At 69.5% G+C, this 22,830-nt stretch carries 22 protein-coding genes; 11 read left to right on the forward strand and 11 right to left on the reverse strand.

The window, feature by feature from the left end; translation table 11 throughout:
- Nucleotides 1-154: 154 nt before the first annotated feature.
- The 3 genes from ASG43_RS14615 (at nucleotide 155) to ASG43_RS14625 (ending at nucleotide 5,129) form a co-directional block, all read left to right on the forward strand.
- The gene (locus ASG43_RS14615; protein ID WP_056506771.1) at nucleotides 155-3,544 is read left to right on the forward strand and encodes an ATP-binding protein; all 3,390 of its coding nucleotides are present in this window, start codon (nucleotides 155-157) and stop codon (nucleotides 3,542-3,544) included.
- Nucleotides 3,537-4,469: a response regulator gene (locus tag ASG43_RS14620; protein WP_056506374.1), complete on the forward strand. Its 933-nt coding sequence runs from the start codon at nucleotides 3,537-3,539 to the stop codon at nucleotides 4,467-4,469. The genes ASG43_RS14615 and ASG43_RS14620 overlap by 8 nt, the downstream gene beginning before the upstream one ends.
- 252 nt (nucleotides 4,470-4,721) lie before the next feature.
- Nucleotides 4,722-5,129, forward strand: a complete 408-nt coding sequence (locus ASG43_RS14625; RefSeq protein ID WP_056506377.1) for a type II toxin-antitoxin system VapC family toxin — start codon at nucleotides 4,722-4,724, stop codon at nucleotides 5,127-5,129.
- Between the two features lie 11 nt (nucleotides 5,130-5,140).
- Here the strand turns inward: ASG43_RS14625 and ASG43_RS14630 are convergent, their stop codons facing one another.
- The 6 genes from ASG43_RS14630 to ASG43_RS14655 form a co-directional block, all read right to left on the reverse strand.
- A complete protein-coding gene (locus ASG43_RS14630; RefSeq protein ID WP_056506380.1) occupies nucleotides 5,141-5,359 on the reverse strand; it encodes a hypothetical protein in 219 nt (72 codons plus the stop codon).
- 198 nt (nucleotides 5,360-5,557) lie between these two features.
- Complete coding sequence (locus ASG43_RS14635; protein WP_056506382.1) at nucleotides 5,558-6,379, reverse strand: formylmethanofuran dehydrogenase subunit C; 822 nt, start codon at nucleotides 6,377-6,379, stop codon at nucleotides 5,558-5,560.
- On the reverse strand, nucleotides 6,376-7,305 hold the full coding sequence (fhcD, locus tag ASG43_RS14640; RefSeq protein ID WP_056506385.1) for a formylmethanofuran--tetrahydromethanopterin N-formyltransferase: 930 nt from the start codon (nucleotides 7,303-7,305) through the stop codon (nucleotides 6,376-6,378). Before fhcD ends, ASG43_RS14635 begins: the two co-directional genes overlap by 4 nt.
- The gene (locus ASG43_RS14645; RefSeq protein ID WP_082490926.1) at nucleotides 7,293-8,930 is read right to left on the reverse strand and encodes a formylmethanofuran dehydrogenase subunit A; all 1,638 of its coding nucleotides are present in this window, start codon (nucleotides 8,928-8,930) and stop codon (nucleotides 7,293-7,295) included. The genes fhcD and ASG43_RS14645 overlap by 13 nt, the downstream gene beginning before the upstream one ends.
- The gene (locus ASG43_RS14650; RefSeq protein ID WP_056506388.1) at nucleotides 8,930-10,078 is read right to left on the reverse strand and encodes a hypothetical protein; all 1,149 of its coding nucleotides are present in this window, start codon (nucleotides 10,076-10,078) and stop codon (nucleotides 8,930-8,932) included. Before ASG43_RS14650 ends, ASG43_RS14645 begins: the two co-directional genes overlap by 1 nt.
- Nucleotides 10,079-10,192: 114 nt before the next feature.
- A complete protein-coding gene (locus ASG43_RS14655; RefSeq protein ID WP_056506777.1) occupies nucleotides 10,193-10,567 on the reverse strand; it encodes a 4a-hydroxytetrahydrobiopterin dehydratase in 375 nt (124 codons plus the stop codon).
- A gap of 79 nt (nucleotides 10,568-10,646) precedes the next feature.
- Here ASG43_RS14655 and ASG43_RS14660 point away from each other — a divergent pair, with 79 nt between their 5' ends.
- The 7 genes from ASG43_RS14660 to fae all read left to right on the forward strand — a co-directional run bounded on the left by ASG43_RS14660 (nucleotide 10,647) and on the right by fae (nucleotide 17,455).
- Nucleotides 10,647-11,618, forward strand: coding sequence for a beta-ribofuranosylaminobenzene 5'-phosphate synthase family protein (locus ASG43_RS14660; RefSeq protein ID WP_156386716.1), 972 nt, complete (start codon nucleotides 10,647-10,649; stop codon nucleotides 11,616-11,618).
- 223 nt (nucleotides 11,619-11,841) lie between these two features.
- Entirely contained in the window at nucleotides 11,842-12,744 is a 903-nt protein-coding gene (locus ASG43_RS14665) for an NAD(P)-dependent methylenetetrahydromethanopterin dehydrogenase (RefSeq protein ID WP_056506392.1), read from the forward strand.
- Nucleotides 12,741-13,901: an ATP-grasp domain-containing protein gene (locus tag ASG43_RS14670; protein ID WP_056506394.1), complete on the forward strand. Its 1,161-nt coding sequence runs from the start codon at nucleotides 12,741-12,743 to the stop codon at nucleotides 13,899-13,901. The genes ASG43_RS14665 and ASG43_RS14670 overlap by 4 nt, the downstream gene beginning before the upstream one ends.
- A complete protein-coding gene (gene mch, locus ASG43_RS14675; protein ID WP_056506397.1) occupies nucleotides 13,898-14,893 on the forward strand; it encodes a methenyltetrahydromethanopterin cyclohydrolase in 996 nt (331 codons plus the stop codon). The genes ASG43_RS14670 and mch overlap by 4 nt, the downstream gene beginning before the upstream one ends.
- Nucleotides 14,877-15,839, forward strand: coding sequence for a RimK family alpha-L-glutamate ligase (locus ASG43_RS14680; RefSeq protein WP_082490927.1), 963 nt, complete (start codon nucleotides 14,877-14,879; stop codon nucleotides 15,837-15,839). The genes mch and ASG43_RS14680 overlap by 17 nt, the downstream gene beginning before the upstream one ends.
- Nucleotides 15,839-16,693, forward strand: a complete 855-nt coding sequence (locus tag ASG43_RS14685; RefSeq protein WP_056506400.1) for a triphosphoribosyl-dephospho-CoA synthase — start codon at nucleotides 15,839-15,841, stop codon at nucleotides 16,691-16,693. The genes ASG43_RS14680 and ASG43_RS14685 overlap by 1 nt, the downstream gene beginning before the upstream one ends.
- 246 nt (nucleotides 16,694-16,939) lie before the next feature.
- Entirely contained in the window at nucleotides 16,940-17,455 is a 516-nt protein-coding gene (gene fae / locus ASG43_RS14690) for a formaldehyde-activating enzyme (RefSeq protein WP_056506785.1), read from the forward strand.
- Between the two features lie 216 nt (nucleotides 17,456-17,671).
- Here fae and ASG43_RS14695 read toward each other — a convergent pair whose 3' ends face one another.
- Nucleotides 17,672-18,349, reverse strand: coding sequence for a HisA/HisF-related TIM barrel protein (locus ASG43_RS14695; RefSeq protein ID WP_056506402.1), 678 nt, complete (start codon nucleotides 18,347-18,349; stop codon nucleotides 17,672-17,674).
- Between the two features lie 143 nt (nucleotides 18,350-18,492).
- Here ASG43_RS14695 and ASG43_RS14700 point away from each other — a divergent pair, with 143 nt between their 5' ends.
- Nucleotides 18,493-19,518 (forward strand): hydantoinase/oxoprolinase family protein, encoded by a 1,026-nt coding sequence (locus ASG43_RS14700; protein ID WP_056506404.1) that lies wholly within the window; start codon nucleotides 18,493-18,495, stop codon nucleotides 19,516-19,518.
- A 44-nt stretch (nucleotides 19,519-19,562) separates the two neighbouring features.
- Here the strand turns inward: ASG43_RS14700 and ASG43_RS14705 are convergent, their stop codons facing one another.
- The 4 genes from ASG43_RS14705 to ASG43_RS14720 form a co-directional block, all read right to left on the reverse strand.
- A complete protein-coding gene (locus ASG43_RS14705; protein WP_082490928.1) occupies nucleotides 19,563-20,417 on the reverse strand; it encodes a hypothetical protein in 855 nt (284 codons plus the stop codon).
- Nucleotides 20,418-20,482: 65 nt separating this feature from the next.
- Complete coding sequence (locus ASG43_RS14710; protein WP_056506407.1) at nucleotides 20,483-21,337, reverse strand: ABC transporter permease; 855 nt, start codon at nucleotides 21,335-21,337, stop codon at nucleotides 20,483-20,485.
- Nucleotides 21,334-22,128 carry an ABC transporter ATP-binding protein gene (locus ASG43_RS14715; RefSeq protein WP_244488105.1) on the reverse strand — a complete coding sequence of 265 codons (795 nt, stop codon included), beginning with the start codon at nucleotides 22,126-22,128 and terminating at the stop codon, nucleotides 21,334-21,336. The genes ASG43_RS14710 and ASG43_RS14715 overlap by 4 nt, the downstream gene beginning before the upstream one ends.
- A 51-nt stretch (nucleotides 22,129-22,179) precedes the next feature.
- A complete protein-coding gene (locus ASG43_RS14720; RefSeq protein WP_056506413.1) occupies nucleotides 22,180-22,797 on the reverse strand; it encodes a hypothetical protein in 618 nt (205 codons plus the stop codon).
- Between the last annotated feature and the right edge of the window lie 33 nt (nucleotides 22,798-22,830).

The following is a 22,830-nucleotide window of genomic DNA, read 5'->3' on the forward strand; positions in this document are numbered from 1 at the left end:
GACGAGCGGTATACGTCGATTGACGTAGCTGGTGCCGAGCTTGCGCCTTGACGCTGCATTCGCAGGCGGGACGCGACATCGTGACGGAGCGGAATGGTTCTTGCTTGTCGCGCGAAAGACGCGCGATGTCGGGCGGCTGATCTGGAAGGATTCGATGGCAGGGCGACAGCGCATTCTTCCCGTTCGCCGGGACTACAATCGCTGGGTCGCCAACCAGACGCTGGAGGATTACGCGCTCCGCTTCACCGCCAAGAGCGCCCGCCGCTGGACCGCCCAGCGCGTCTCGCAGACCGCCATCGGCGCGATTTCCTTTCTGGCGCTCGAAGCGGTCGGGGGTGCGATCACGCTCTCCTTCGGCTTCGTCAACGCATCCCTCGCCATCGTCGTCGTCTCCGCGATCCTGCTCCTGACGGGCATTCCGATCAGCCGCTACGCCGCCAGATACGGCGTCGACATCGATCTCCTCACGCGCGGCGCGGGCTTCGGCTATATCGGCTCGACCATCACCTCGCTGATCTATGCGACCTTCACCTTCATCCTCTTCGCGGTGGAGGCGTCGATCATGACGGCGGCGCTGGAGCTCGCCTTCGGCGTACCGCTCTGGCTCGGCTACATCGTCTCCGCCCTCGCCGTGATTCCGCTCGTCACCCACGGCGTCACCTGGATCAGCCGCTTCCAGATCGCGACCCAGCCGCTCTGGATCGTGCTCAACATCCTCCCCGTCGGCTTCATCCTCTGGAAGGATGCCGGCTCGATCGCGGCCTGGACGGCCTATCCCGGGTTGGACTCGGCCGCGCTCGGCCTTCCCGACGGGTTCGACCTCCTGAAGTTCGGCGCCGCCTCCGCGGTGATCCTCGCCCTGATGCCGCAGATCGGCGAGCAGGTGGACATCCTGCGCTTTCTGCCCGCCAGAAAGGGCAGGCCGGAAGCGTCCTGGCGCTTCGCCTTGCTGGCCGCCGGTCCCGGCTGGATCGTGCTCGGGGCGCCGAAGCTGTTCTTCGGATCGTTCCTGGCCGTGCTGGCGCTGCGCGCCGGCCTGTCGCCCGAACACGCGGTCGAGCCGGCCTACATGTACGATGTCGCCTTCTCCTACGTCCTGCCGTCCCCGACGGCCGCCGCCGTGCTCACCGCCGCCTTCGTCGTGGTCAGCCAGCTGAAGATCAACGTGATGAACGCCTATGCGGGCTCGCTCGCCTGGTCGAACTTCTTCTCCCGCCTGACGCACAGCCATCCCGGCCGCGTCGTGTGGCTGATTTTCAACGTCGCGATCGCGCTTCTTCTGATGGAGCTCGGCATCTACGGCGCGCTGGAGGTGACCTTCGGCCTCTTCGCCAACGTCGCCGTCGCCTGGCTCGGTACGATCGTCGCGGATCTCGCCATCAACAAGCCGCTCGGCCTGTCCCCGCCGGGCATCGAGTTCAAGCGCGCGCATCTCTACGACGTGAACCCGGTCGGCCTCGGCTCGATGAGCCTTGCCGCCCTGGTCTCGCTCACCGCCTTTTCCGGACTTCTCGGCGAGGCGGCGGCGGCCCTGTCGCCCTTCCTGGCGCTGGGCGTCGCGCTCGTGGCGGCGCCCGCCATCGCCTATGCGACGGGGGGCCGCTACTATCTCGCCCGCCGGCCGCGCGCGGAATGGAGCAACCGGACCGAGATCGACTGTTCCATCTGCGAACATGCCTTCGAGCCCGAGGACATGGCCTATTGTCCCGCCTATGCCGGCCCGATCTGCTCGCTCTGCTGCTCGCTCGACGCGCGCTGCGGCGACCTCTGCAAGCCGCACGCCAAGCTCGAGGCGCAGATCGCGAGTGCCGCCCACGCGCTTCTCCCGGCCCGGACCGCGGCGCGCATCGACAGCCGCCTCGGCCATTATCTCGTCAGCTTCGCGCTGCTCGCCGGCATCATCTCGATCGTCCTCGGCCTCATCTACTATCAGGCGACGACGGCGAGCCCGAACGATCGCGAGATCATCGCCAAGGCCTTGTGGGCCGCCTTCTTCATCCTCCTCATCGTCGCCGGCATCGGAACCTGGTTCGTGACGCTCGCCAAGGAAAGCCGGCACGTCGCGGAGGAGGAGACCGCCCGCCAGACGACGCTGCTCCTCAAGGAGATCGAGGCGCACCGACGCACCGACGCCGCGCTCCAGAAGGCCAAGGAGACCGCCGAGGCGGCCTCGCTCGCCAAGAGCCGCTACGTCGTCGGCATGAGTCACGAGCTGCGCACCCCCCTCAACGCCGTCCTCGGCTATGCCCAGCTCCTGGAGCGGGACGAGGCGATTCCGCCGGAGCGGCTTCGCGGCGTGAAGGTGATCCGCCGCTCGGCCGAGCATCTGTCCGGCCTGATCGACGGTCTCCTCGACATCTCGCGCATCGAGACCGGTCGCCTCCAGCTGCAGCGCGGCGAGGTGCGGCTCGCCGACTTCCTGAACCAGATCGTCGACATGTTCCGCCTGCAGGCCGAGGCGCGCGGCCTCGCCTTCACCTATCAGCGCCCGGAGATCCTGCCGGAAATGGTGCGCACCGACGAGAAGCGGCTGCGCCAGATCCTGATCAACCTCCTCTCCAACGCGGTCAAATACACCGAAAGCGGGTCGGTCGGCCTCGAGGTCACCTATCGCAGCCAGATCGCGACGCTCGCCGTCACCGATACCGGGCCGGGCATCGCGCCGGACGAACTCGGCCGCATCTTCGATCCGTTCGAGCGCGGTTCGGCGACGCTGGGAGCGACCTCGGGCCTCGGGCTCGGCCTCACCATCACGCGGCTTCTCTCCAACCTCATGGGCGGCGACGTGACCGTGACGTCGACGCCGGGCGTGGGCAGCCGCTTCGAGGTCCGCGTGATGCTGTCCTCCGTCTCCGGTCCGGCCAAGCCGCGCGCCGGCGCCGCCCCGCCCCGCGGCTACGAGGGAAAGCGGCGCACGATCTTCGTCGTGGACGATGACGAGGTGCATCGCGAACTGATGCTGGAAGTCCTGCGCCCGCTCGGCTTCATCGTCCTCACCGCCGCCGACGGCCCGTCCGCGCTGGACCTCGTCTCCGGCCTTTCGCCCGATCTCTTCCTTCTCGATATCCAGATGCCGGGCATGAACGGCTGGACTCTCGCCCGGCGCTTGCGCGAGATCGGCCAGGACGGCGCGATCCTGATGCTCTCGGCGACCCTCGGCGAGACGCCGGCGACCACCGATGCTGGCGAGCCGTCCCCGCATCCGGCCGCGCAGGGCGCGCTTCCCAAGCCGGTCGACCTGCGCCAGCTCCTGACGCGTGTCGGCGACCTTCTCGCGCTCGACTGGACGCAGGACGGACCGGGACCACTGCCGGAGGCCGCCCGGCCGGCAGCGCCGGGTCCCGTCAAGCCGCCGCCGCCCTCCGATCTCGCCGAGCTTCTGCGGCTCGGCCGCATCGGCTACATCCGGGGGATCGAGGTCAAGCTCGCCGCCCTCGAGGCCGATCCCGGTTTCGCGCCCTTCGCCGAAGCCATGCGCGTCCATGTCCGAGGCTTCGACCTCAAGCGCTACATCGCGGAACTGGAGGCCCTGGCCGATGCCTGATCCCGGCCAGTCTCCCCGCATGTTCCGCGACATCGTCCTCGTCGTCGAGGACTCGCCGGACACGCTGCGCATGCTGACCGAGGCGCTGGAGGGGGCCGGCGCGACCGTGCTCGTCGCTTTGGAAGGGACGCAGGCTCTCTCGATCGCCGCCGAGATCACCCCGGACATCGTTCTGATGGACGCGATGATGCCGGGCATGGACGGGTTCGAGACGACGCGGCGTCTGAAGGCCGATGCCGGCCTCGCCCATGTTCCCGTCATCTTCATGACCGGACTGTCCGAAACCGAGCACGTCGTGAAGGGGCTCGAGGCCGGGGGCGTCGACTACGTGACGAAGCCGATCGTGCCCGACGAGCTTCTGGCGCGCATCCGCGTCCATCTCGCCAATGCCAGGGCCGCCCAGAGCGCCCGCGCCGCCCTCGACACGGCGGGCCGTTTCCTCCTTGCCGCCGATCGCGACGGTCGCGTCCTCTGGTCGACGCCGCAGGCGATCCGCCTCCTCAACGCGGCGCTGGCGACGGAAAACGGCAACTTCGTCCTGCCGGATTCTCTCACGGCCTTCCTGCGCTCGGGGGCCGATGCCGGCCTCGCCGCGCCGACGGCTGCGATCGAGGGCGAGGCGGGACGCCGGCTGTCCCTCGCCTTCCTCGGCAAGGTCGGCGACAACGAGCATCTCTTCCGCCTCACGTCCGAGGAGGAAGGCGGCGAGACGGCGCGGCTCCGGACGAAGTTCCAGCTCACCGCCCGCGAGGCCGAGGTCCTCCTCTGGATCGCGCGCGGCAAGCCCAACCGCGACATCGCCGAGATCCTCTCGCTCAGCCCGCGCACCGTCAACAAGCACCTGGAGACGGTGTTCTCCAAGCTCGGCGTCGAAAACCGGGCATCGGCGGCGATCCTCGCGATCCGGACGCTGGGGGAGGCTTGAGAGGCGTCACAAGCTCGCAAGACAACCCAAGAGTTGCTATGTTCCAACGCTACGAAGGCGGGAGAGCCGCGACAGCCTCGGCCTGAAGGCAGGAGGTTCGGTCGAGATCGGAATCGGTGCCGATGGACGCGCCTATCTCGAGCGCGTGACACCTCAGAAGCCCCTCGATCCCGATCGCTGGGATCGTCTGAGAGGGACTGCCACGACCGGCATGACGACCGACGAGATCATGGCCATAACCCGCGGCGAGGAATGAACACGTTCGTCGACGCGAATGTCTTGCTCGACGTCAGTACGAGCGATCCGATCTGGGAAGAATGGTCGATCGCCAAACTTCGCGAGGAGTCCAACCGCGGGCTCGTCGTGATCAACTCCATCGTCTACGCGGAGTTTTCGGTCGGCTATGACACGATGCGGCAGACCGACGAGCTTTTGGCTGAAATGGGCATCGTCGTCCAACCGATACCGAACAGCGTCTTGTTTTCAGCTGGCAAGGTCTTTCAGCTTTATCGAAGACGCGGTGGAACGCGAACGGGTGTCCTTCCCGACTTCTTCATCGGCGCTCACGCCGAGAGCGCAGGCATGACGCTGCTGACGCGAGACACGCGGCATGATCGCACCTACTTTCCCGGCGTTGCGCTCATCACTCCCGACCAGTAACGACGCGACCCTCAAATCCCCTGCTTGCGGTCTTCCGGCCAGGCGCATTTCCAGCTCTTCACCGTCCATTCCGGATGGTTGCCCGCCCAGTCCGCCACATAGGGGCTGGACAGCATCATGCATTGGGCGAGCGTGCCGCGGCTCTCGTAGTAGAGATGCTCCTCCTTGCAGGTGGTGGGGCTCGAAGCCATGCACACCGACAGGACGAGATCGATCATTGCGCCTTCCATCAGTCGGGTCCTCCCAAGGGTCCGGTCTTGAACGGTGCCCACCGCGCCGACCGGCGGTGACGCCGATCGCGAGACGAAACGTAGCGCTGCATCTGCGACGCGCCCATCACAAAGCCGGGACTGCGGCGCCAGATCGCAGGGACCGGAGCGGCGGCATCCCGATCCGTGCCCCCGGCCCGCCCTTTCCGGTCCCGCCGGTCAGACCGGCAGGAAGACCTCGCCCAGCGAGGACACCGCGGTGTCGCCCGCCAGGCGCCGCATCGGCCGGCCGTCGAGCAGCGCCGGAAAGGCCCGCGCCATCAACCTGAGCACGATGAGGTCCTGCGGGCCGTTGTCGAGGAAGGTCGGCCCGAGCGGCTCCGCGCCGCCGGAGAAGAGGAGCGTGCCCCGTTTCATCAGCGCGCCCGCGCCCGGCCCGGCCCGGCCCTTGCACAGAAGGCTCCCCGCGATCATCCGGCAGCCGGCCTGCGGCCCGCAATCGCCGCCGACGAGGATCGTGCCGCGCCGCATCCGGTCGCCCGCGCGCGCGCCGACCGAGCCGGACACGCGGATCGTGCCGCCCGTCATGCCCGCCGCCTCGCCGAAGCCCGGACCGGCGAGATCGTCGCCGGCATCGCCCGCGATCGAGAGAACGCCGCCGCGCATACCCGACCCCGCGAGGACGCCGACCCCGCCGCCGATCTCGAGCACGCCGTCGGTCATGCGCCGTCCGACATGAATGCCGGCCGGCCCATCGACCCGGATCATGCCCCCGTCGAGCCCTTGGCCGAGCCGGTCGAAGCGCTCCGAACCACCGTCGAAACGGATTTCCGCCGCATCGTCGCCCGTCACCGCGAAAACGTCGCCGACATGAAGCGGGCGGCGCGTCGTGCCGATGACGATCCGCTCGATGTCGCCGATGCCGAGCTTCGCGAGCCGGGACGGCAGCAGCGGCGACAGATCGAGCCGTTCGGCCGCCCTTCCTTCCGATGTGCCCGATCCCGGCGTGCCGCCCTTCAGCGTAAACGTCAGCGCGCTCATGGCAGGAGATCCCGGAGATGGAAGTGGTGCGGGCCGAGATTGCCGCCGTAATTGCCGGCGCTCACCCGCAGACATCCCGCCTCCGGCCCGAGATCGACCACCGCTTTCAGGCCGGCCCGCATCGCATCCGCGACGATGCCCGCGGTCAGCCCGTCGATCACGATCTCCAGCACCGAGCCGATCTCGGCCGTCAGTTGGCTGTTCGTGACGCCCTTCAACGTCGGGCAGTAGGCATCGTTGGTCGAGGCCATCATGCCCTTGTACTTCCCGCCGACCTTGGAGCCCGAGCGCACGACGCCGCCGGGAAACGGCATGATCGCGCCGGAAACCCCATGGATCGCCTCGACGGCCGCCTCCGCGGCCCGCATCGCGCCGGCGGCGTCGCGGGCGAGAAAGAGGAGATTGCCGCCGCCGACGGCCTCCGTCGTTAGCCCCGTCTTCGCCTCGCAGAGGAATTCGCCCTCCATCACCGGCATGCGCCAATAGTGCTGGCCCGCGATCTTCTTGGAGACCTGCCAGCCATCGGCGAAGTAGCGGATGGCATTGCCGAGATCGATCTCCACGGCCCCTTCGAGCCCCCGGAAGCAGGCCGAGGACGGACTGGTCAGGATGCATTGGCCGAGCCGGGTGACGAGTTGCTTCTCCAGCATGTCCGGCGACATGCCGAAGATGAGGATCATCGCGCCCGGCCGCCCGTCCGGCGTCTCGTCCGGCGAGAGCAGCCGGTCGATCCCGGCCTCGCAGCCGCAGGCGATGACGGAGGTGGCGAAGCCCGTCATGGAGCGCGCCGCCTCCAGCACCCACTTCTCGTTCGCCGCCGTCACGACGATGCCCGATCCCGCCATGGGAAAGGCCTCGGCGAAGGTGTCGTCGATCGAAACGCCGTTCAGCACCATTCCGGGCGCCCTCCCGATCACGTCCGCCATGCCACCTCCCCAAACGCATGCCGCGCCCCGACGGCCCCCTCGGACACGCCGAAGAAGCGCGAGGGCAGACCGAAGCGATCCTCGTAGAACCGGTCGAGCCGCTGCGTCATCGAAGCGTCCGTCCGCGTCTGGAGCGAGAGCGTCCGGCCCATGCGCCGGTTCACCACGACCCCGTTCTCCACCACCTTGACGCCGTCCTTGTAGAGCAGCGCCGCACGGCCGAACTGGGCTTCCTTGTCGCCCGAGGCCTCGTAGACCGCGACGTCGGCGACCCGGCCGGGCGCGAGGCTGCCGCGATCGTCGAGGCCGAGGAGCTTGGCCGGCGCCGCCCGCGTCATGATCGCGATCTCGTTCAGCGTGTATTCGCGGTCGAGTTCGGCGAGCCGCGTCGCCTTCACCACCGCTTTCGGCAAAGCGTCCAGCCAGCGCCGGCGCACCTCGCGGTCCATCAGCAGCGCGAAGAGTTCGGGATAGGCCGTGAACGGAGCGCCGTTCGGATGATCGGTCGTGAAGAAGACGCGCCAGGGATCCTCGATCAGGAGGAAGAGCTCGAGCCCGATCGCCCATTGCAGGGCGTTGTAGAAGCTCTTCTCCTTGTATTCGATCGGCACGACGCCGCCGCCATTGCCCTCGCCGTCGACGATGACGCTCTTCTTCGGGCTCGCCGTCGCGCGCCCCGCGAACTGGCGCAGCGCGTCCGAGGAAACCGTCACGGTCTGCCCGAACATGACCTGTCCGATGTCGACCGTCACCTCGGGCCGCGCGTTGACGATCTCGGCGAGCCGCGTTCCCTCGGAGGAGAAGCCGCGCTTGCCGCCGGCGCCGTAGCCGTAGAACTGGATGTGGGCGAAGTGGAGGGGCAGCCCTTCCGCCGCCTCCATCGTCGCCGCGACCGAGTCGGAACCCGTGCCGGGGACGCCCAGATTGTTGCAATGGACATGCAGCGGATGGGGCACGCCGAGCCGGGTCACGGATGCCTGCAGCGCCTTCACGATCGCCCGCGACGAGACGCCGTAATCGGGCACCACGTCGTCGAAGGAGAAGGTGCGCACATTGGCCTTGAAGGCCGCGGAGCCCCCGGCATTGATGGTTTTCACGCCGAGCGCCCGCGTCGCGGAGACGACGTTGGCGACGTAATCGTCGATCGCGGCCTCGCTCTCGCCGTCGCGCAGCATGGAGAGCAGCATGTCGTCATTGCCGAGGACGACGAGCGTGCCCTTGTCGATGATCGGGATGTCGGCGAGTTCGAGATGCGCGTGGAGCGCGGAGGACGGGCTCATCGCCGGTTCGACGACCGTCGTGAACCCCATCTCGGCATAGCGCAGGCCGGTCTCCTCCGTGGTCCAGCCGACCTTGGAGAGCTTGGTGTCGGAGGGTCGCGCGAGATGCGCCTTGTGGAACTCCGGCAGCAGCAGGCGCGCCGTGTTCACATGGCCGCCCGCGATGTGGGAGTGGATGTCGATCGCGCCCGCCATCACGATGCGGCCGGTGCAGTCGACGGTCTCGCCCGGCTCGCCCGCCCCGGGCGCCTCGACGATCCGGCCGTCCTCGATATGGAGATCGCGGACCTCATCGATCCCTTGCGTCGGATCGACGACATGCCCGCCCTTCAGTCGGATCAGCATCAGGCGGCCCTCCCGGCCGAAAGAAGAGGTTCGAGCGCGCCGGCGATGGCGGCCAGGACGTCGCAGGCCTTCGGTGCGTCGGATCTTGCGCCCGCGCCCTCGCCCTCGCCCTCGCCCGAAGCGAAGCTCGCCAGCCGCTCGTCCCAAAGCGCATCGTCCGCGTCCGCGCCGGCCGGCGCGACGTCGAAGGCGACGGCGGCCGATCGCACGGTGTCGGGCGCGGCACCCGCCGAGAGGGAAACGACCGGCACGGCCGATCCCTCGGGTAGGCCGAGCGAAACGCCGGCGCGCGCGTCGACATGCACGGCGAGATCGCATTCGCCGGAGGCGAGAAGGCGTGCGCCGTCGAAGCGGACCGGATCGTGCTCGGCGGACCCGCGCGCGAACCCGACGCGCAAGGGATAGCCGGACAGCCACGTCGCCGCCTCCGCCGTTCCGTGCGCCTCGCCGGGCTCGCCGAGAGCGATCGCGCTCGCGCGGGTCGCGGCGTTGAGCTCGGAAACGAGACCGGTCAGGGATTCGATGGCGATCGCATCGAGGGTTCCCGCCGACCAGACCACGGCGGCGAATCGCGCCGCCGCGAGCCATTGCACGATCTCCACCGCCCGCCCGGCCGATGCTGGCCCGGATGCCGCCGAAGCATCGAAACGCCGTCCGGCAAGGCTCGCGCGCATCAGCCCGACGAAGCCCGCGATCTCTGCGGCCTCGATCGGCACGGCGTCCAGATAGACGCCGGGCAGGACCGCGCCGTCGCCGCCGCCGAGCCAGACCGTGCGCCGCGGCTCGCCCCGGCCGGGGCCGAGATCGGGAGATCCGCGCAGGAGAAAGGCGAGGAGATCCGGCGCCGTTTCCACCGCGTCGCCGCCGACGAGGAGCACGCGGTCGCAGCGCCGGCGAAGCTCCGCGGGCACGCCTCGAAACAGGCCCGTCCGACGGAAGACGTCGAGATTGCGATACAGCGCGGCCGAGCGGGCGTGGTCGATCACGCCGCCCGAAAGAGCCGCGAGGTCCATGGCGGCGCGAAGTCCGGCGACGTCCGTGGCAAGCCCCGTGATGAGCGGCAGACGGCTCGCCGCCAGCCGGTTGGCGGCCGCCGCCACGGCGTCCGCGAAGGGGGCCGGCGCCCCGTCGATCCATGCCTTGCCCAAAACGAAATCGCTTTCTGGCGCCCGGCGTCAGTTAAATCGAATGCGGGCTCCGCGCAAACCCCGTCATCTCGGGATTTACGCGAAGGCCCCGCCATGGTCCGGGCAAAGCGTCTTTCAGCGCTCGTGCTTGATATAGGCGAAGCGCGGATCGTCGGGCGTTCCCGTCAGGGCGCCGCCCTCGGTGCCCGGCTGCCAGGAAACCACCTCCTCGATCTTGCGGGCGAGCTGAAAATCCTTGTCGGTCACGCCCTTGGCGGCATGATTCATGAGGCGGACCTCGACCCAGGCATAGGAGGCGGTGAGATCCGGGTGGTGGAACGCGGCCTCCGCGAGATGGCCGATCGTGTTGATCACCATCAGGGTCCCCTTCCAGGAATGGGTCTTGTAGGTGCGGCGGATCCAGCCGTCCTCCAGGCGCCAGTTCGGCAGCTCGGCTTCGAGCCGCTTCTGGATCTCGGCGTCTTCGTAGGTTCTTTCCTTAACGGCCATCGTGCTGTCCTCTTCTCCCTTGCCCGTCCGCATCCGATCGGAATAATAGGGCACCAGGGCACAGGAAGGCAGGCATTTCGTGGCAGCGAACGTCGTCAGCGTCTCCGCACCCGCGCGGTTGCATCTCGGCTTCCTCGATATGCACGGGGGTCTGGGACGCGTCTTCGGCGGAATCGGCATGGCGCTCGCGGCACCCGCGACGCGCATCCGGATCGAGCCGGCCGACGAGACCAGCGTCGAGGGCCCCGATCGCACGCGCGCCCGCTGGCATCTCGAGGCCATGCGCTCGCGACTGGGCATCGACCAGCTTCACCATCGCCTCGTGATCGAGGAAACGATCCCCCATCATTGTGGGCTCGGCTCGGGCACGCAGCTCGCGCTGGCGGTCGCGGCGGCCCTGCGCACGCTCGAAGGCATGCCGCTCGATCCGGAGGGCGACGCGGCGTTTCTCGGCAGGGGCGCCCGCTCCGGCGTCGGCGCGGGCTTTTTCCTCGAAGGCGGCGTCCTCGTCGACGGCGGTAAGGGCCGGAACGAACTGCCGCCGCCGGTCATCGCCCGCCTGTCCTTTCCCACGGCCTGGCGCGTGGTCCTCGTCTTCGATCCCTCGACGCAAGGGATGCACGGCGGCGCGGAGGCGGAGGCCTTCAAGGCCCTGCCGCCCTTCCCCGAGCGCGACGCGGCCGACATCTGCCGCCTCGTCCTGATGCAGGCCCTTCCCGGTCTCGCCGAGGAGGACATCGTCTCCTTCGGACAGGCCATCGCCGAGATCCAGATCCGCGTCGGCCGGCACTTCCAGCCGGCACAGGGGGGCATCTACGCCTCGCCGAAGGTGGCGGCCGCGATGAAGCGCCTGACCGCGGCCGGCGCGCACGGCGCGGGCCAGAGCTCCTGGGGACCGACGGGCTTCGCCTTCGCCGCGAGCCAGGCCGAGGCGGAAACCTTGGTCGGCGCGCTCGGCGCTCACCGCGAGGGTCTCGACATCCGCATCGTCGAGGGGCGCAACACCGGCGCGAGCGTCGACCGGCACAGCGAGATGGCGCTCACGCGCTGAGGCGATCCGCCGTCGAAGGGGATCGCCGAGAGACGGATCGGGAACGGACCGCTCGACCGGTCCCATGACGCCCTCGAAGGGCCAAGCGCCGGAACAGCCGCGCGCCACCGCCGCCATCGGGCGGCGGATCGACCGATCCTTCGGGGACACCGACCATTGAGCGAAGAAGGCGTCGGCGCGAGACCCTCGAACGGGTCGGCCCGAACGCCGAGGGAGGACGAGCATGCCCAAGAAAATCCTGCACATGTTGACGCCGCACAAGCATGTCAGTCCGTTCGACGCGAACATGGCGGCCGATGCCGGCTACGACCTGATCCTTCCCTACGAGAGCGTCGAGCTGACCGAAGTCGCCGATCTCGTGCAGGACGCGATCTTCTCGCGCCCCCCCGCGCACGGCACGTCGACCACCATCTTCTTCGGCGGCGACGACGCCATTCTCGCGCTCGACATGATCGAGGCGGCCAAGAACGCGCTCGTCGCGCCCTTCGGCGTCCATGTCTTCGCCGATCCGCAGGGCTCCTTCACGACGGCCGCGGCCATGGTCGCCTGCGTCGAGAAGATCCTCGTCGCCAAGAAGGGCGGCGGGCTGGCCGGGCGTCGCATCGCGGTCTTCGGCGCGACCGGCGTCGTCGGCTACTGCTCGGCCGTCATCGCGGCGCTCGAAGGCGCCGAGGTCACCCTCGTCGGCCATAGCGGCGTGCAGCGCGTGCGCGAGCGCGCCGCGCAGATGCGGGTCCGGTTCGGCGTCGAGGTCGATTCGGTCAACGGCAAGACCGATGCCGAGAAGGCCGCCGTTCTCGCCAAGACCGACATCGTCTTCTCCGCCGCCAAGGCGGGCGTGCGCGTCCTGTCGGCCAAGCTCGTCGAGGCCGCGCCGCACCTTCTCGTCGCCGCCGACGTCAACGCCGTGCCGCCCGCCGGCATCGAGGGCGTCGGCGTCTTCGACAACGGCGTCGCGATTGCGGGCAGTCAGACGCTCGGACTCGGCGCGCTCGCCGTCGGCAACGTCAAGTACCAGACCGAGGCCGGCCTCTTCCGGCGCATGCTCGCCGCCGAGGACGAGGTTCTGTCGCTGGACTTCCGCGACGCCTTCAAGCTCGCTCGCTCGCTCGTCCCCGAACTGTGAGCGCCGACCGGGCTGAGGCAGAGGAGACACCCGCCGGGGACCTCCTCATCGCCACCTTTTCCGGCCGGTCGATCGCCGCCTCCGCGCGGCGCGCGCGCTATCGACCGCTGGTCGCGGACCTCTTCGCCGACAACGACCTGCGCGACGTCGCGGCCGACCTGCGGATCGTCAGGGGCGATTTCGTCGACGGGTTCGACGGGGGCGACCTCCTTTCGGCCCTGGAGGACCTCGCCCGCGGACGCGATCCCGTCGGCGTTCTCTGCGGCCCCGGCTTCGAGGACCGGCCGGAGCTGCTCGATGCGATCGCCGAGCGCTGGCGCCTTCTCGGCAACACCGGCGACACCGTCCGCCGGCTGAAGGACCCCCGGAGCTTCGCAGCCCTCTGCGCCGGGCTCGGCATCGCCCATCCCGAGATCCGGATGGAGCCTCCGGCGGGCGGCGCGGCATCCGAATGGCTCGTCAAGCGCGTCGGCGCGGCCGGCGGGCTGCACATCGGCTTTCTCGGAACGCGCGAGCCCGCGCCGGACCGCTACTACCAGCGCCATGTCGAAGGCGCCCGTCGCTCCGCGCTGTTCGTCGCCGCCAACGGCAAGGCTCGGATCCTCGGCTTTTCCGAGCAATGGCCGAGCCCGAGCGAGACCGAACCCTTCCGCTACGGCGGCGCCTGCGGCCCGATCGCGCTCGACCCCGCGACATCCGCCGCCGTCGAACGGGCCATCCGGGGCATCGCGGCCGAGCTGCCCGCCCTAGTCGGCCTCGGCAGCGCCGACTTCATCGTGCCGGATGAAGGCGAGCCCTGGCTGCTCGAGATCAATCCCCGGCCCGGCGCGACGATGGACGTCTTCGAGCGCGACGGAACGCCGGCGCTCGTCGCGGTGCATCTCGATGCCTGCGAGGGGCGCCTGCCCGAAGCGCCGCTCCGCCCCGACGGCGTGCGGGCGGCGGGCTTTGCCTATTGCGACGTCGACACGGTGACGATCGGCGCGGTCGACTGGCCGTCCTTCGTGTCGGACCGTCCCGTGCCGGGAACGACCATCCGGCGCGGCGAGCCGCTGTTCACCCTCAAGGCCGACGGCGCGAGCGCGGACGATGCCATCACCCTGTTCGCCGCGCGCCTCTCCCAGATGAAGACGATGATCGAGGAACCCGAGATATGAACGTCTCCCCCAGCCCGCGCCGCCGTGTCTCGGCCCATCGCCTCTCCGTCAACGGCGGCGCCGGACCGCTCGTCGAACAGCTCGCCTTCGATGCCGACCGGCTCGGCTGCGCCGTGTCGACGGGATCGGCCGGCGAGCGCCTGATCGATGCCGGGGCCTCCGTCATGGGAAGCCTCGAGGCCGGCCGCCTCCTCGCGGAGATCTGCCTCGGCGGGCTCGGCGAGGTCCAGATCGAGGCCGGAAGCGGCCTTCGCCATCATCCCTTCGCGCTGACGGTGCGCACCTCGCAGCCCGTGATCGCCTGCCTCGGCAGCCAATATGCCGGCTGGCAGCTGACCAGCGAGGACGGCGGCGGCTATTTTTCGATGGGATCCGGACCGGCCCGCGCTCTCGCCGGCAAGGAAGCGGTGCTCGACGACATCGCCTATGCCGATCGCGCCTCGGAAGCCTTCCTGGTCCTGGAAACCGGCAGCCCCCCGCCGGAGGAGCTGGTGCGGCGGATCGCGGAGGATTGCGGCGTCGCGCCGAGCGATCTCACCATCCTCTACGCGCCGACGCAGAGCCTCGCCGGCACGGTCCAGATCGTCGCCCGCGTCGTCGAGGTCGCGCTGCACAAGGCGCATGTCCTTCATTTCGACCTGTCGCGCATCGTGTCGGGCATGGGCAACGCGCCGTTGCCGCCGCCCCATCCCGACTTCGTCACCGCCATGGGCCGCACCAACGACGCGGTGATCTACGGCGGACGCATCCTTCTCCACGTCACCGGGCCGGCCTCAGACGCGCGCGATCTCGCCGAAGCCCTACCGAGCCGCAATTCCAAGGATTACGGAACGCCCTTCGGCGAAATCTTCCGCGCCTACGAAGGCGACTTCTACAAGATCGACGCCAACCTCTTCAGCCCGGCCGAGGTCGCCGTCGTCGCGCTGGAGACCGGCGAGACCTTCCGCGCCGGCGGCATCGTCGAGAAGCTGGTCGATGCCTCCTTCGGCTGACCGCTCCCTCGCGGACGCCGCCGGCCTCGCCCCTCGCATCCTCCTCGTGACGGCCGCCCTCGACCGTCACGCGCGGGAGATGCTGGCGTCGCTGCGCGCCGCGGGGGCTCTTCCCAAGGCCGTCAAGCTTTCGGAGATCGCCCATGACAGCGGATCGGCCTCGGGCTTGCGCATTCCCGGCTTCGGCGAGGACCTGCCGGATGCGGTCTGCGTGCGCACGATGGACGGCGGCAGCTTCGAGCAGGTGACGCGGCGCCTCGGCATCCTCCATGCGCTCGGCCGCCGGGGCGTCCTCGTGTCCAACAACGCGCCCTCGATCGAGCTCTGCGTCGACAAGTCCGCGACGAGCTACCGCCTCGCCGAGGCCGGCCTTCCCAGCCCGCGGAGCTTCGTCGTGGAGACCCGCGAGGCGGCCCTCGCGATCCTGGCCGCGGAGGGCGGGCCCCTCGTCCTGAAGCCGCTCTTTGGCGCGCAGGGCAAAGGCCTCCTCCTCGTGCGCGAGCCGGACGACCTTCCGGACGAGGCGACCGTCGCCGGCGTCTACTATCTCCAGCGCTTCGCCGGCCGGCTGAGCGAGGGCACCTACAGCGACATGCGCATCCTCGTCTCGGCGGGGCGCGCCGTCGCCGGCATGGTGCGTCGGTCCACCGGCTGGATCACCAACATCAAGCAGGGCGCCGAGGGCCTGCCGATGCCGCAGGACCCGGAGCTCGAACGCCTCGCCGAGCGCGCGGCGGCCGCCGTCGGCGCCGATTTCTGCGGCGTCGACCTCCTTCGCGATCCCTCCGGCGCGGCCCAGGTGATCGAGGTCAATTCCATGCCGGCCTGGACCGGCCTCGCGGCGGCGACCGGTCTCGACATCCCCGCCATCCGCGCCCGCGATCTCCTGGCCGCACTGGCCGCGCGCCGCCGGCCGGACGCGCCGCGTCTGGCCTGGGCGGGATGATGGCCGGACTTGCCGAGGGCACGATCGCCGCTCTCTACGTCGCCGCCTGCGAGGCCGAGCTCGACGCGCTGAAGCCGGGCAATGTCCACCGCATCGCCGGTGGACATCGGATGGAGGTGGCGGCCTTCGAGACGAGCGCGCGCGTCTCGGCACCCCATGTCGCCGCGGCCGGACGACGGCTCGGGGCCCGCGTCCTCGGCGCGGTGCGGGCGACCCGCGGCGCCGTCGGCGAGAACACCAATCTCGGCATCCTCCTTCTCTCGGCTCCCCTCGCCATGGCCGCCGAGCGCGGCGGCGACCTCCGGCGGTCCCTGGAGGCCGTTCTCGCCGGTCTCGACGGGACGGATGCGGCGGACGTGTTTTCGGCCATCGCTCTGGCCGCGCCCGGCGGTCTCGGCACGCGGGGCGAGGCGGACGTGCGCAGTCCGCCGTCGATCGGCCTCCTCGACGCCATGCGAATCGCCGCGCCGGGCGACCGCATCGCCCGCGCCTATACGGACGCGTTCGAGGATGTCTTCGCCGTGGGGCTGCCGAATCTCATCGAAACGCCCGAGCCGCCGCCGGCGTCCACGACCCGATGTTTTCTCGCCTTTGCCCGGCGCTTTCCCGACAGCCACGTCGCGCGCAAATACGGGCTCGAAACCGCCGAACGCCTGCGCCACCGCTTCGAGATCCTCAGCAAGCAGTTGAAAGTCATCACCAATCCAGACGCTCGGCAAGCCGCGCTGCTCGACCTCGATTGCGCCCTGAAGGCCGAAGGCGTCAATCCCGGCACGAGCGCCGATTTCACCGTCGCCAGCATTTTCGCCATGGGACTTTCATCCGGCTTGAAGAATAACGAGGCGGGTGGTTGACTGCGCCGCGTCGAGAGGCCGACAAGCCCTCGTCCGCTATCTGGCCAACCGGTCCTTCGGGATGCCGCGAACAAGGATAGCCGAGCGTCGAATCGAGGGGCGTCCGGTCCCCGTTACGAAAAAGCTCCGGCGACATCGCCGGGGGAAGAGGTTCCGATCGAAGGCCGCACCGGAGGGATGGCGGCCGACGAAGGGTTCGGCGCAACGCCAACGAGTTTGGACGAAACACTTAGGAGGAACATGGCCATGGCGATCATCAACAAGGTAATGGTGGGCGAGTCTCTCGTGGGAGACGGCAACGAGGTCGCCCACATCGATCTCATCATCGGACCGCGCGGCAGCGCCGCCGAAACCGCTTTCTGCAACTCGCTGACGAACAACAAGGACGGCTTCACGTCGCTCCTGGCCGTCGTCGCGCCGAACCTGCCCTGCAAGCCGAACACCCTCATGTTCAACAAGGTGACCATCAAGGGCGCCAAGCAGGCCGTGCAGATGTTCGGACCCGCCCAGACGGGCGTCGCGCGCGCCGTCGCCGATTGCGTCGAGCAGGGCATCATCCCGGCCGCCGAAGCCGACGACCTCTTCATCTGCGTCGGCGTCTTCATCCACTGGGAAGCCGAGGACGACGCGAAGATCCGCGAGTACAACTATCAGGCCACCAAGGAGTCGATCGAGCGCGCCATCAAGGGCACGCCGACCGCTGCCGAAGTCGTCGCCAAGAAGGGTTCGGCAACGCACCCCTTCGGTGGACCCACGACCTAGACAAGACACCATCCCGAAGCAGAACAGCCGGCGATGAAGGCCGGACTGCTCCGGCGATTGGCTGCCATTTTCGGATTCCAGTAGGCCGCACGTCTCCTCCGGGAGAAGGCCCTGGAAGGGGACAAGACGGGAAAAGGGGCCTTGCGGCCCCTTTTTTCATGAGAGATCGCCGGCGGTCCCGCCGCGGAGCCACCGCCGGCCTGCCCTGCCGGCCGTTCAGCCGCGCAACCGTCCGTCATGCAGCGCCGAGGCCACCAGCACGCCCGAAATCCCCTCGGCATCGAGACGGGTCACGTCCTCCGGGCCGCGCACGCCGCCGGCCGCGAAGATCTGGCGTCCCGGCCCCGCCAACCGCTTCACCTCGGCAAGCCGGGCAAGATCCGGTCCCGCCCCGCTGCCGACCTGGGCGAGCGTCATCGCGATGACGCGGTCTGGCCAGATCTCGGGGCGCGCAAGAAGGCCGGCGGGCCCGACGAAGGCATCGCCGCGATAGTCGAGCGACAGCACCACGCGCGGCTCCTCCGCCAGGGCGTCGAGCTCATCGACGGCGCGCAGCGTCTCGCTGCCGATCACGGCGACGGTCTGCGGGCGAGCCAGAAGCGCGCGCGCCCCTTGCGCATCGGCGACGCCGGCATCGACCCAGAACTCCGTCGCGGGGAAGGCGGCCGACAGCCGATCCAGCACGCCGTGCTGCACGGCGCCGCCTTCGATTGCGTCGAGATCGGCGATGTAGAAGGCCCGGAACGGCCCGAGGCCCTGCAGCCCCTCGGCCACCGCCACGGGATCGGCGGTGTCGGAGAGGGGCGTCACGATGGGCCGGTAGTTCGCGCGGTCGCCGAGATGGCCGCGCACGACGAGGCCGCCCATCAGGTCGAGCACCGGAATGATCTGCATCGAAGCCCCGCTGCGTCCGGTTGGTTTTGCAGACCGGTGGCTTTATAGAACGGGGATGGAGCGGGCCTTGCCCGCAACGGACGAAAAGCGGGAATCCCCGATCATGACGAAGACGCCGGCTCATTCATGACGAAGACCCTGGCATGACGAAGACCCTGGGATGGGATGTCGGCGGCGCGCATCTGAAGGCGGCCCTCTGCGAAGGCGGCGAGATCGTCAAGGTCTGGCAGGAGCCGACGCCGATCTGGCGGGGCCTGGACCATCTCTCGTCCGCGCTGGACAGCATTCTCGCCAAGTCCGGACCGGTGGAGCGCCACGCCGTGACGATGACGGGGGAGCTCGCCGACATCTTCCCGCACCGGCAGGCCGGGGTCGAGGCCCTGGCCGGCATCCTCTCCGCCCGCCTCGGCGAAACGCTGCGCTTCCATGCCGGCGACCGCGGCTTCGTCGATGCCGGGGGTGTTCCGGAGCACTGGTCCCGCATCGCCTCCGCCAATTGGCACGCGACCGCCTCGCTCGTCGCCGCGCGGATGGAGGAGGCGCTGCTCATCGACATGGGCTCGACGACGACCGACATCGTGCCCGTGCGCGACGGCGCGGTGACCTTCGCCGGCTTCACCGATGCCGAGCGGCTCGGCGCCGGTGAACTCGTCTACCAGGGCTACACGCGCACCGCCCTGATGGCGGTCGCGAGCCATGTGCCGAACGAGGGCCGCGTCACGCCGATCATGGCCGAATTCTTCGCCACCATGGCCGACGTCCAGCGCATTCTCGGCGTCCTCGACGAGGCGGACGACCAGCATCCGACCGCCGACGGCCAACCGAAGACGGCCGAGGCCTCGCGGGCGCGGCTGGCGCGCATGATCGGACGCGACGCCTTCGACGCGCCGCCGGGCACGCTGGAGCGCACGGCCGAAGCCTTCGCGGAGGCCCAGATCCGCCGCGTCCACGACGCCGCGCTCCTCGTCGCCTCGCGCGGCATGCTCGGCGGAAATGCGCCGGTCGTCGTCGCCGGCGCCGGCCGACCGGTGCTGCGCCGCCTCGCGGCACGCCTCGATCGCGGCGTGGTCGATTTCGCCGACATCATCGAGTGCCGCTCGGCCCTGCGCGACGACGTCGGCCGCGCCGCGCCCGCCGTGGCGCTGGCGATCCTCGGGGCGGAGGCCTGACGAACCCTGCACGCCCCCCAGGGGGCGTCAGGGCGTCGTGCCCGTCACAGCGTCGTGCCGATCGCCCGTCCCAAGGCGAAGAGGCGCTGCTCGATCAGCGTCGGCACCTCGCAGACATAGGTCAGCGAACGTCGGCGCTCCTCGAAGATGCGGGTGTCCCAGAGCAGCGCTTCCTGCGCCTCGGCGGCCTTCTGCGCATCGCCGCCGGATCGAAGGGCGCTCAGCGCCGCGATGTTCTCGCGCAGCTTGGCGGCGAGATCCTGCTGCTTGGCGCCATAGCGCTCGATCCCGCGCATGATCTCCGAGCGCTCCGCGTTGAGGCGGGCGAAGAGATCGGCGAAGATCGCGGTCGCCGCTTCCCCCCGCGTCTCCTGCGGTAGAGCCTTCACGAACTCGACCGCCTTCGCCTCGGCTTCGGACAGGGGAACCCGGCGCTGCGAGAGCGTCGCCACGAGCTCGCGCATGGCGTCGGTGCGCGGGGCGGCGGTGGCCCCGGCGAGGTCGGGACCCGACCAGACCTGCCGCTCGTCCACGTGATCGATCCGGCGCTGGATGCAGGGCCATTCATGTGCGGACGTGCCGCCCGCGCCGAGCCGCGTGGTGGAGGCGCCGCCCGGGATGAGAAAGGTCTGCGTCGGAGCCGCTGCGCCCGTCGAGGCGCCGAGCGCCGGGGCGGGCGATGCCGTCGGCGCCGGAGCCGGTGACGGAGCCGGTGTCGGAGCCGAAGCGGGCGGCGCAGGCGGAGCACCGGCCGGCTTTGCGCCGGTCGGCGCGGGACCGGGCAGCACGAAACCCTGTGGAATGTCGCGCGGAGCGGGCGCCTGCGCGTGCGCCGGCCCGGATGCGGCGGCCAGAAGAAGCGCCGCCAGGATCGCGGAGCCCCGGATACGAATCGTCATCGAGAACGCCCTCCCAAGAGCCTGTCGTTCCGGCCGCGCCCGATGTCGAGCGCGCCCGGCGAGCCTCATCCCCGCTTGCGGTTGATCAGCCCGCGCGAGGGATCGTAGGCCAGGATCGCGCCGCCCAGGAACAGGGCCGTACAGCCGAGAACGACGGCGAGCGCGGTGAGGTTCATCTGCCCGTAAAGCGCGAAGCGGATCAGCTCCACGGCATGGGTGAACGGGTTCACGAGGCAGATCTGATAGAGGAGCGGCGAGGATTCCTGCACGCGCCAGAGCGGATAGAGGGCCGAGGACGCGAAGTACATCGGGAAGATCACGAAGTTCATGACGCCCGCGAAGTTCTCCAGCTGCTGGATCAGCGAGGACAGGAGCATGCCGAGCCCGCCGAGCATCAGCCCGGAGAGAACCAGCGCCGGCAGCACGTAGAGATAGCCCATGACCGGCGGCTTCACGTCCCAGAACCAGGCGATGGCGAAGAAGACGTAGACCTGCACGATCGACACCGCGACGCCCGCCGAGAGCTTGGAGACGATCAGGAACCAGCGCGGCATCGGGCTGACGAGCAGCGTCTTCATCGAGCCCGTTTCGCGGTCGTAGACCATGGAGAGCGAGGACTGCATGCCGTTGAAGAGCTGGATCATGCCGATCAGCCCCGGCGTGATGTAGACCTCGTAGAGGATGTAGGTCTGGTAGGGCGGCACGATCGAGACGCCGAGCACCTGCCGGAAGCCCGCCGCGAAGATGAAGAGCCAGAGCAGCGGGCGCACCAGCGCCGAGACGAAGCGCTCGCGCTGGTGCAGGAAGCGCAGGGCTTCGCGCCAGACGATGCCGGAAAAGCAGGTGGCATATTGCCGGGCCGTGAAGCCCTCGCGCGGGAGAGGCGCGGGGGAGGTCGCAGGCGTCGCGATCGTGCTCATGGCAGGGCCTCCGGATGCGGCTCGCGCAGGAGACCGGTGAGCGAGGCGAAGGCGTCGCGGATCGAGACCGCGTCCTGGCGCGCGACGATCTCCGGCACGGAGCCCTCGGCCAGGACCCGTCCCTTGTGGAGCACGACGACGCGGTCGCCCTCCTCGATCTCGTCGATGAGATGGGTCGCCCAGAGGACGCTGACGCCCTCCTGCCGAACGAGGCGGCGAACCTCCGCCACGATCTCGGCGCGCGAGCCGATGTCGAGCCCGACGGTCGGCTCGTCGAGGAGGATCAGCCGGGGACCGTGCATGAAGGCGCGTACGATCTCGACGCGGCGCAGCTGGCCGCCCGACAGGTGCCGCGCCTTTTCGCCGAGCCGGTCGAACAGGTCGCTGCCCTCGAGGATCTCGGCCGTCCGGCGCTTGGCCTCGCCCCGCGACAGGCCATGCAGGGCCGCGTGATAGGAGAGGTTCTGGCGGATCGAGAGGTCGAGATCGAGGGTTCTGGCCTGAAACACGACGCCGAGCCGACGCAGCGCCTCGCCCGGCGCCTCCGACAACGAGCGGCCGAGAATGCGGATCTCGCCCGCGCGCACGTCGAAAAGCCGGGTGATCAACGAGAAGAGCGTCGACTTGCCCGCCCCGTTCGGCCCGAGCAGCGCGGTGAAGGAGCCTTGCGGCACCTGGAAGGAGACGTCGTCCAGCGCCCGGCGCGCGCCGTAGGCGTGGCTGACATGGGCGACGTCCAGCGCCGGAACGGCGACTTCCGCCGCCGTCCGCGCCCTGTCGAGCTCGTTCAATCTCGCATCATCCAAACGAAGCCCCTCCCAAAGGCTCCGGCGGCGGAACCGTCAGGGAACGACCGTGATCGTGCCCTTCATGTCCTGCGCGCCCTCCAGGCCTTCGATGTACCATGTGAAGTTGCCGGGGCGAACCGTGTTGAATTGAACCTGGATCGTGCCCTTGGCGTCATATTCGAGCCAGGCCGGCGGACCGGCCATGTGAAGTTCGAGATCGCTGATGACGATCTGGTTGAACCAGACGTTTCGGAAGAACTCGGGCGCGTGGAGCTTGTATTCGAGGCTGCCCGCCGAGGAGATCTTCCAGCGATAGGCCTGGCCGGCCCGCAGGACGAAGTGCTTGCGGTTGACGGAGAAGTCCTTGTCGGCCGAGCCGAGGACGAGGTCGGGAATGTCCTGGCTGGACTTCGACAGGGCGGGCAGGCCGAGTTGCTCGGCGTTCATCGCGCTCGCCGGCATGCCGGCCATCGGAGCCTCGGCCGGCGCCATGGGCGAGGCGGTCGTGTCCGCCGGGGCTGCAGCGGCGCCCGCCGTGGCAGCGCCCGCCGCGTCGTCGTCGTCGTCGTCGTCGTCCGCCGCCTGCGCGACGATGACGTCCTTCGCCACGGCATTCGCCACCGGCGCGAAGGCGAGGCTCGTCGCCATCAGCGACAACCAGAATGCTCTCATTTCATGTCCTCCCGTATGCGGATGTGATCGCGG

Origin of the sequence: Aureimonas sp. Leaf454 (genome assembly GCF_001424685.1) — a bacterium.
GTDB lineage: Bacteria > Pseudomonadota > Alphaproteobacteria > Rhizobiales > Rhizobiaceae > Plantimonas.

What these genes read in the sequence shown, in the direction of transcription:
- fhcD (WP_056506385.1), bottom strand. Translation starts at nt 7,305, where the DNA reads ATGGCGGACGTGATCGGGAGGGCGCCCGGAATGGTGCTGAACGGCGTT.
- mch (WP_056506397.1), top strand. Translation starts at nt 13,898, where the DNA reads ATGAACGTCTCCCCCAGCCCGCGCCGCCGTGTCTCGGCCCATCGCCTC.
- ASG43_RS14630 (WP_056506380.1), bottom strand. Translation starts at nt 5,359, where the DNA reads ATGGAAGGCGCAATGATCGATCTCGTCCTGTCGGTGTGCATGGCTTCG.
- ASG43_RS14710 (WP_056506407.1), bottom strand. Translation starts at nt 21,337, where the DNA reads ATGAGCACGATCGCGACGCCTGCGACCTCCCCCGCGCCTCTCCCGCGC.
- ASG43_RS14655 (WP_056506777.1), bottom strand. Translation starts at nt 10,567, where the DNA reads ATGGCCGTTAAGGAAAGAACCTACGAAGACGCCGAGATCCAGAAGCGG.
- ASG43_RS14645 (WP_082490926.1), bottom strand. Translation starts at nt 8,930, where the DNA reads ATGCTGATCCGACTGAAGGGCGGGCATGTCGTCGATCCGACGCAAGGG.
- ASG43_RS14615 (WP_056506771.1), top strand. Translation starts at nt 155, where the DNA reads ATGGCAGGGCGACAGCGCATTCTTCCCGTTCGCCGGGACTACAATCGC.
- ASG43_RS14680 (WP_082490927.1), top strand. Translation starts at nt 14,877, where the DNA reads ATGCCTCCTTCGGCTGACCGCTCCCTCGCGGACGCCGCCGGCCTCGCC.
- ASG43_RS14620 (WP_056506374.1), top strand. Translation starts at nt 3,537, where the DNA reads ATGCCTGATCCCGGCCAGTCTCCCCGCATGTTCCGCGACATCGTCCTC.
- ASG43_RS14635 (WP_056506382.1), bottom strand. Translation starts at nt 6,379, where the DNA reads ATGAGCGCGCTGACGTTTACGCTGAAGGGCGGCACGCCGGGATCGGGC.
- ASG43_RS14705 (WP_082490928.1), bottom strand. Translation starts at nt 20,417, where the DNA reads ATGACGATTCGTATCCGGGGCTCCGCGATCCTGGCGGCGCTTCTTCTG.
- ASG43_RS14685 (WP_056506400.1), top strand. Translation starts at nt 15,839, where the DNA reads ATGGCCGGACTTGCCGAGGGCACGATCGCCGCTCTCTACGTCGCCGCC.
- ASG43_RS14625 (WP_056506377.1), top strand. Translation starts at nt 4,722, where the DNA reads ATGAACACGTTCGTCGACGCGAATGTCTTGCTCGACGTCAGTACGAGC.
- fae (WP_056506785.1), top strand. Translation starts at nt 16,940, where the DNA reads ATGGCGATCATCAACAAGGTAATGGTGGGCGAGTCTCTCGTGGGAGAC.
- ASG43_RS14700 (WP_056506404.1), top strand. Translation starts at nt 18,493, where the DNA reads ATGACGAAGACCCTGGGATGGGATGTCGGCGGCGCGCATCTGAAGGCG.
- ASG43_RS14665 (WP_056506392.1), top strand. Translation starts at nt 11,842, where the DNA reads ATGCCCAAGAAAATCCTGCACATGTTGACGCCGCACAAGCATGTCAGT.
- ASG43_RS14720 (WP_056506413.1), bottom strand. Translation starts at nt 22,797, where the DNA reads ATGAGAGCATTCTGGTTGTCGCTGATGGCGACGAGCCTCGCCTTCGCG.
- ASG43_RS14695 (WP_056506402.1), bottom strand. Translation starts at nt 18,349, where the DNA reads ATGCAGATCATTCCGGTGCTCGACCTGATGGGCGGCCTCGTCGTGCGC.